Below are 7292 nucleotides of genomic sequence, written 5' to 3'. Positions count from 1 at the left end.
AAGCGGGTAATTTTCTTGCATCAATAATATCCATTTGGATATTATATAGAACTATAGGATCGCCGGGTTAATAACTTTATTGGCCACCGAACTTTGAGCATTCCATTATTTTTCTTACGCCATATTGGGTGGCAGCCCAACATTGTTTTGGTGAGGCCTTATTTGGCTGTAGTAACCTATCATGTAACTGGCGTTTCCCTGTTGTGCCGAGGGGAATAATTTGTAGCCGATTTCCAGCACCCACTCTGTTTTTAAACTTCTGAATACGCAATTGATCGGCCGTGATAGCAGCGCCCTCTGGAGCTTTACCAGCTCGTTCCGCTCGCAACTTGCGGACCCATGACGCCATGGTGGATTTACTAACCCCCATGCCTTCACAAGCCTCTTTCAGCATGTCATTCTGATCAACTGCAAGTTGCGCTGCCTCAAGCCGGAACTTGGAGCAAATCGTTTCTTTGATGACTTGGTCATTATTTCACCTGATCTCGCTGAGCACGACGATATCACTCAAAGTCAGGCGGCCAACTTCAGAAGGTAGGATCAAACCGACCCCTGCAAACTCAAACATACATTGCCTACTGTACTGAAAGCGCTCAGCTGCAGATGCTGTTATGTCGGTACGAGTAGGTAATCACACCTAGCTTGACTTCGCGAAGAAAGGAAAAATTGACCACCACCCGAATAATAAAAGCCCCCAAAATATCTCAGACGCATATAACTGAATAGAGACAACAGAACAGTCTGCTATTCGCAAAATTGCTCGCATAAGTGACTTACTAAAAATCAGACAGACTCCAGCAGTTTATTATTTTTTTCAAACAGGCATTAACACGCGCCCACCTAAATAACCTATACCCCAATAGTTTTATAGCAGGAAGATTCAAAGACCTCCAAATCACTACACCTCCTTTACAATTCGCGGCGAATAACTCACACAGATTTTCTCAAATGAATTGAAGAGATAAAAATCCCCACTCTGCCCTATGAGGAATATTAGATATGAATGTTTGACAGACCTAGCCCGATGGATAATTTTAGCACTCAAGAAATACCAAGCTTAGCTTAATTTTCCAAACCATTAATAAGCAGGTAAAATTAAGTGCAGCGATCAACCACATCCTACAACTCGCCTATCAGACTACTTAAAACATCCTCATCATAGATATTAATTATATCCACCACAAAAAAAAGTTCATTCGACCGAATTGATCTTTTATAATAACTATTTTCTTCGCCCAAAATAATATTTTTGGAATTTCGCAAAAGGTTTTTAACGCTTCCTTTAAAAAAACGCCACTCAGTATCCAGCCTTAAGTCATTCATTGCCTCCAAAGCAAACACCTTTTCTTTTTGCTTGTAAAGGGACAATGGGTGGGAGTAAACACTATCGAAATATATTTCACTCCCAAAGTTAGGCGGGAGCGAAATAGCCCCACCTTCTTTACCGTAGGGGAAGTAATCATTTAGAGAAAAATGATTTGAATACAAGTATAGATGCCCAGCCCGGATATCAGCCTTTTTTATTGCCTCAAATAATGCAACCGATGAAAATTTATGATCATCATGGCTATCTAAAAGCGGGTATGGTGTAACTATTAGATCTGGCTTAATCGCCAGCAATAAGTACCGAAGATTCTCTACCAGAGAGTTCCAGTCCGCCCCCCCAGACAACCCAGCGCTAAGACTCGAAACATTCATCTTTCTGTAAGTGTTTATATCCGAACTATTTGTGAAAACCGCACTTACCGGCCTGGCTTTATTTTTAAACATTCTCCTTATTGTACCGTCAAAAAAACCAAGGTTTATAGCTTGCTCTGGTTTTACGCCACCCAGCAATGGCACCGCAATACTGTTCCAGGTTCTTATCTCTCCTTTTTTTAAATAATGCTGCACCTTATTTTCATATATTTCATCATACTTATACTCCCCAGCATCTCCTGCAGAAACCGTAACAATGTATGAGTTTTTATTATCGCTATACAACCCGTAAGCTGCTATTTCGGCATCATCAGGATGAGGCGCAAGAACAAATATCTTGAGGTTTTTTATATCAGGATTTTTGAAATCTATCAGCCGCACCGATTGATCATTAATTGAAGTATATTTCCCATCCAAACTCACCTTCTCTCCCCCACCATAAGGCAGAGAGCTAATATTGATATATCGAATCCCTTTTGCACCATGCTCAAAATACTGAGTAATAGTTGAATCTCCAATGCCAACCTCTACGCCAGGCTGGAGATACTCACCCATAAATGTCGTATTAACATTTAACTCGAGAAAGGTTGATCGATTTACATCATCCCTTTCAGGCAACGTGAACTTACCACCCCTCAAAGCAAGATGAGTTACTGTTGCATTTGCATTATCAAATAGATACTCATAGTTCCTATCCACTTCGTAAGGATATATGGCAAAACGCTTTTCGGCGACAGCAAACACTACCGCAATTAATATAACGACAAAAACCTTAATTGACGGAATATTAATTTTTAACATCACACACTACTCCTTCCGGCGTATAGCAAAGGAGTGCGGATGCACCACCAAAACTTCGCCATTATTCCCCTACGTGAAAAAGGAGTATTTAGCAATAGAAAATAAACCAACCTTCACACAGAGTGCCCTGCTGCACTTGGCAAATATCAGAGTAGCACATGAAAATTCAGAACTTATATAGCCTAAACACCTAGAGAAAATCGACCCAGAAATAATATGAGCCACCTTACACAGGCCCAGCCAGACGCCATCCTTTAACAACAAATACCACTCCCTCTCACCTTATCTTCGTTGTTATTTTCACTTACCTTTTTTGTTAATCTTGTAATAGCATCATTGACTGCTTAGGGAAAGAGAATATCTGGGCTACACACTAGATACAGACAACAAACATACCCCCATTTTTCACGAGAGTAATCATTTTTTATAGTCCCGCATTAAATTATCGATAGCAACTTCCAACTTTCCCATGAAACCATTAGGGTTAACTAAAGCGCCTAACTCGCTTGCCATTAAAATAGGCATTTTTTTACTCAAGAGAGGTATGTTCGCTATAAACAACGACAAATTCTCGCCCCCACTACCTCTTACAGGGCCACATAAAGACCGAAGAACGTTCAGCGAGTGCCATCAGAAAGGATTCCTGAACTGGATCTACTTCGGCTTTTTCGGCGTATACCTTTACATTGCGTTCGCTATTATCATGCTGGTTTTGGCGTAGCCCCATTCATTTTAAGAACCACCACAGCATTCATGAGAACTCACTACATGGTAGCCGGGTAGACAGTTACCAACTCGTCGAGGTGTCTGAGGGCCCTATAGAATTACGCACCCACACGCCTGGATTCCATAACTTTTCCCACGGTATTTGACCTCATCAATCTCCATCCTCTGATGGGCTGTATGTAGCTGGTTGTCAACATGGCTGGCATTAGATTGGAGGGGTGCGGTTGCACGCCAGTGTACGATTCATTGAAACTTACCTCGGTGTAAACCACCCACAACACATTCGTAGCAATGGATCTATTTTATCAACGGATGGAAGTGCTTTTAGTTCGTCCAGCTCTGAGCCAGCGATGGCGCAGCCTGCCGTGCTTAGAAGGGGGTTTTTAGTTGAGAATGACGATCACTCAAAGAATTTTACTAAGGTCCTCGCGCCAGGTATCGCGTGCTTTATCCATCGCTTCCTCCAGGGTCATAGACCAGGTTGATACGGCCCCCTGCTTGAGCGCCAACTCTTTCTCACTCAACGATAAGAGCATGCTCATCAACTTTTAGGGCCAGGGCACCAGAGGGGATAATTTTTCTGCGATCACTCCTGGGGTTGGGTGTTGCCTCACTATAAGTAGCGGCCTTGGCTCGCAGTTGCTGTACATCCAGGGCGTAAACCTGACGATCATTACTTGTATTGCGTCGTGTTCAGACGGGTGCTTGTACATTACAAACACCATAGCCAAGATGCTAATTCGCGTTGATCACACTAGATGGCGATTCATCGGTGTTTCAGTTAGATCCTTTATTCTTCTGATCTACGGCTATAGGAGTGTTCGCCACTCCATGGAGTAGAAATTGTACCGAGTGCTCTATCCACTTTTCCCCATTACTCTCATCAGGCATAAAGGCGAACACCTTTTTGAGGGGATCGCCAGTGACGAACGGGAAAGCAATTAGGCTAATAAAGGAAATGGGCATCAGATTAGTATCAAGGTCTTGGCGCAGATGACCGCTAGACTGGAGCACATCTAACAGCTCACGCAGCTTCGGTCCCAGCTCAGAAGCCAGCCTGCGGGTAAATAGGTCGCGCATTTGGCCAGGTTTAGCTGCCACCTCGCTCACAATCAAACGAGGTATCCAGGGCTCTCGAATATAGAGACGAATAATTCGGGCCATAGCCTCTTTTAACATCTCAACAGAAGGCTCTTTGCCGCCCAACCCCGTATTGAGGAATTCGGGGCCGTACAGCATAAACTGGCTGTGCATCACCTCAATAATGAGCGCTTCTTTTCCGCCAAAGTGATAGCTAATCATGGCGGAATTCACCCCCGCTCCCAGGGCGATCTCGCGGATAGATATATCTCGAACACTCTTATCACGAAGGAGTGCATAGGCGGACTGCATTAGGGCCTCACGCACCTGCATTTCACGTTTTGGGTCCTTTGGCCGTCCGCGGCCACGGCTGGGTGTAGTTACGGTCACCGTGACCCCCTATTTAGTTAATTGCTCGATTAATTAAATAGCAATAAGACCCGTCTCTCAATAGAAAAAATAGACTTAACGGTCAAAATTTAGAGGGTATTCTTGCTCAGCAGGCTTTAATAAGCGCTATCCAGATGCCCGAGGATTTTGAATATGGGGCTTAGTGAAAGCCAAGCCGCAATCTCCACGAAGATGAAAAAGGCTCCCGAAGGAGCCCTTTTCATCTCGCCAGAAAGTGAATTAGAGCGCTTTAAATCTAGCGGTAAAGTGCCGCAGTACCGGTGGTTCATACTCAAAGGTCAAACCTTTTAACTCGTGCGCTCGATTTTGTAATTCAATAATAGCGTCGGCAATATAGTCCATATGATCATTGGTGTAGACACGCCTCGGTATCGTCAGCCGCATTAATTCCAGATCGGCCTTTTTTTGCTCACCGGTTTCCGGATCCCGCCCCAACAATAAGGAACCAATTTCCACCGCACGGATTCCCGCCTCCAAATACAGAGCGTTAGTCAATACCTGTGCGGGAAACTGCTCTGGAGGGATATGCGGCAGAATCTTCGCGGCATCCACAAACACCGCATGACCACCAGTCGGATACTGAATAGGCACCCCCCCCTCGCGTAAACGCTCACCGAGGTAAGCTACCTGACTGATGCGATAATGTAGGAAGTTTTCATCGGCAGCTTCATAAAGGCCCCGCGCCAATGCCTCCATATCGCGACCCGCCATGCCACCATAGGTTACGAAGCCTTCCATAGGCACACAAAGGGTGCGCACAGCCTGAAACAGCTCCTCATGATCGCGAATGCAGCAGAGGCCGCCAATATTTACCATTGGGTCTTTTTTGGCAGACATGGTCAGCATATCGCCGTACTGATACATCTCGCGGATAATCTCCAGGATCGACTTATCCTGATAACCGTCCTCGCGCTGCTTAATAAAGTAAGCATTCTCACAATAGCGCGCCGAATCGATAACCACCGGGATATCGTTCTTGGTAGCGATCTCATACACCGCGCGCATATTGGCCATAGAGACCGGCTGCCCACCAGAGCTATTGCAAGTTATCGTGGTGATAATCGCGCAAATATTGTTCGCTCCATGTTCTTCAATGGTCTGGACTAACCTGTCCAAGTCAAAATTACCTTTCCAGTCATAAGCCATCGAGGTATCAAACGCGCGCTCATCCACCACATTGATCGCCTTACCCCCGTTCAGCTCGATATGGCCCGCAGTGGTATCGAAGTGATAGTTGGAAATAAATACCGGCGTAGTACCGCCACGCACTTGGCGCATACGCTCTATCAAGGCGGGGAACAGGATTTGCTCAGCGCCACGCCCCTGGTGCGCGGGAACGGTTAATTTATAACCAAAAAAATGCTCTACCGCATTACAGAGATTGTAGTAGTTGCGACTTCCCGCATAGGACTCATCCCCCAACATCAAACCAGCCCACTGGTTATCGCTCATAGCGCCAGTACCGGAATCGGTCAGCAGGTCGATATAAACATCATCACTACGCAGCAAGAAAGGGTTCAAACCGGCTTCCGCCAAGGCGACTTCCCGATCGGCCAGGGTTGTCATTTTGATCGGTTCAACCATCTTGATACGGAATGGCTCAGGAATACGCTTCATCATTATTTTCCTTATAAATCCCGACAGCGAGAACTGAGCTTTAGAGCTCGGTCACACTGCATGCTGTTTTAACACAGGTATAGTACAGATGAAGAGATCAATAGGCGAATGGAGAGACGGCCTGGACAAGAGCCACCCTACCCAGCATCGGCAGGCATATCATCAAGCAGCGATTTAATAGAGCGTTCCTTGAATGAATTATTTTTAAGTTATTTGGCTCTATTATTGGTTGCATCTCACCTTTGAGGATTTCTTATTGATATGTGATTTCTCTTGGAGCACCAAGTTAATCGGAACTGCATTACCTACTAGTAGAAATTTCTTGGTGCAAATAATTTAGAATTTTAACAGTAGATCTATATGTTTTTTAAACACGCCGTTACAGCAACAACAATCTCCGCAGTTCTTTTAGCCTTTGAGACACACGCCAAAACTTTCAAGTACGAAACTCAAAAGCTCGACTCGTCTAACACTGACATACAATACCCTGGCCTCGACTTTAATGGGGCCAGCTACGCGACATAAACCGTTGATCGAACTCATTCCTCAGCCCCCGCGATTATAACCACGCTAGAGGTAAGCTTCCCAAGCGAACCAAAACTCGCGGCAAGGAACTTCAACGCCCGTGATGGCTTACACTAGGCTATAATTGGCAACACCTGGGTATATCGCCAGCTCTATATCGTAATTCACGAATCTGACCTTTAAAATTCAAATGATCAAGTAATACACTCTGGCGGCTATGTATCCGAAGCTAACAGCTTTATTGGTACGGGGCAGCCATTATTTCATTCTTGGGGGCACCCGATTGATGCCTAGATTCCCATAACAACCGACACACTTGGCAATAGCGAGAGAGGTCAGCTGGCTGTAGGCTAGTAAGCTTCCACACAAACAAGCCAGGAACCTCATGGGAACCCGTACCAACCAGCTGACCTTAAAAGAACGATATCAGATTG

At 45.0% G+C, this 7292-nt stretch carries 5 protein-coding genes; all 5 read right to left on the bottom strand.

What is annotated here, in order from left to right; genetic code table 11:
• Positions 1-76: 76 nt before the first annotated feature.
• Entirely contained in the window at positions 77-448 is a 372-nt protein-coding gene (locus Q1A69_RS19325; protein ID WP_366525620.1) for a transposase, read from the bottom strand.
• A 671-nt stretch (positions 449-1119) separates the two neighbouring features.
• A complete protein-coding gene (locus Q1A69_RS19320) occupies positions 1120-2499 on the bottom strand; it encodes a PIG-L family deacetylase (protein ID WP_299589298.1) in 1380 nt (459 codons plus the stop codon).
• Between the two features lie 1130 nt (positions 2500-3629).
• Positions 3630-3761: a hypothetical protein gene (locus Q1A69_RS19315; protein WP_299589294.1), complete on the bottom strand. Its 132-nt coding sequence runs from the start codon at positions 3759-3761 to the stop codon at positions 3630-3632.
• Between the two features lie 241 nt (positions 3762-4002).
• Entirely contained in the window at positions 4003-4695 is a 693-nt protein-coding gene (locus Q1A69_RS19310; protein ID WP_299589292.1) for a TetR/AcrR family transcriptional regulator, read from the bottom strand.
• Between the two features lie 240 nt (positions 4696-4935).
• A complete protein-coding gene (locus Q1A69_RS19305) occupies positions 4936-6333 on the bottom strand; it encodes a tryptophanase (protein ID WP_299589290.1) in 1398 nt (465 codons plus the stop codon).
• Between the last annotated feature and the right edge of the window lie 959 nt (positions 6334-7292).

This window comes from uncultured Microbulbifer sp., from assembly GCF_947498635.1.
GTDB classification, from domain to species: domain Bacteria; phylum Pseudomonadota; class Gammaproteobacteria; order Pseudomonadales; family Cellvibrionaceae; genus Microbulbifer; species Microbulbifer echini.
The sequence above is the reverse complement of the archived record's forward strand: the minus strand, read 5'-3'. Positions and strand labels throughout refer to the sequence as shown.

Coding starts and splice junctions, on each gene's coding strand:
- Q1A69_RS19305 (WP_299589290.1), bottom strand. CDS start 6,333: ATGAAGCGTATTCCTGAGCCATTCCGTATCAAGATGGTTGAACCGATC.
- Q1A69_RS19315 (WP_299589294.1), bottom strand. CDS start 3,761: ATGCTCTTATCGTTGAGTGAGAAAGAGTTGGCGCTCAAGCAGGGGGCC.
- Q1A69_RS19320 (WP_299589298.1), bottom strand. CDS start 2,499: ATGTTAAAAATTAATATTCCGTCAATTAAGGTTTTTGTCGTTATATTA.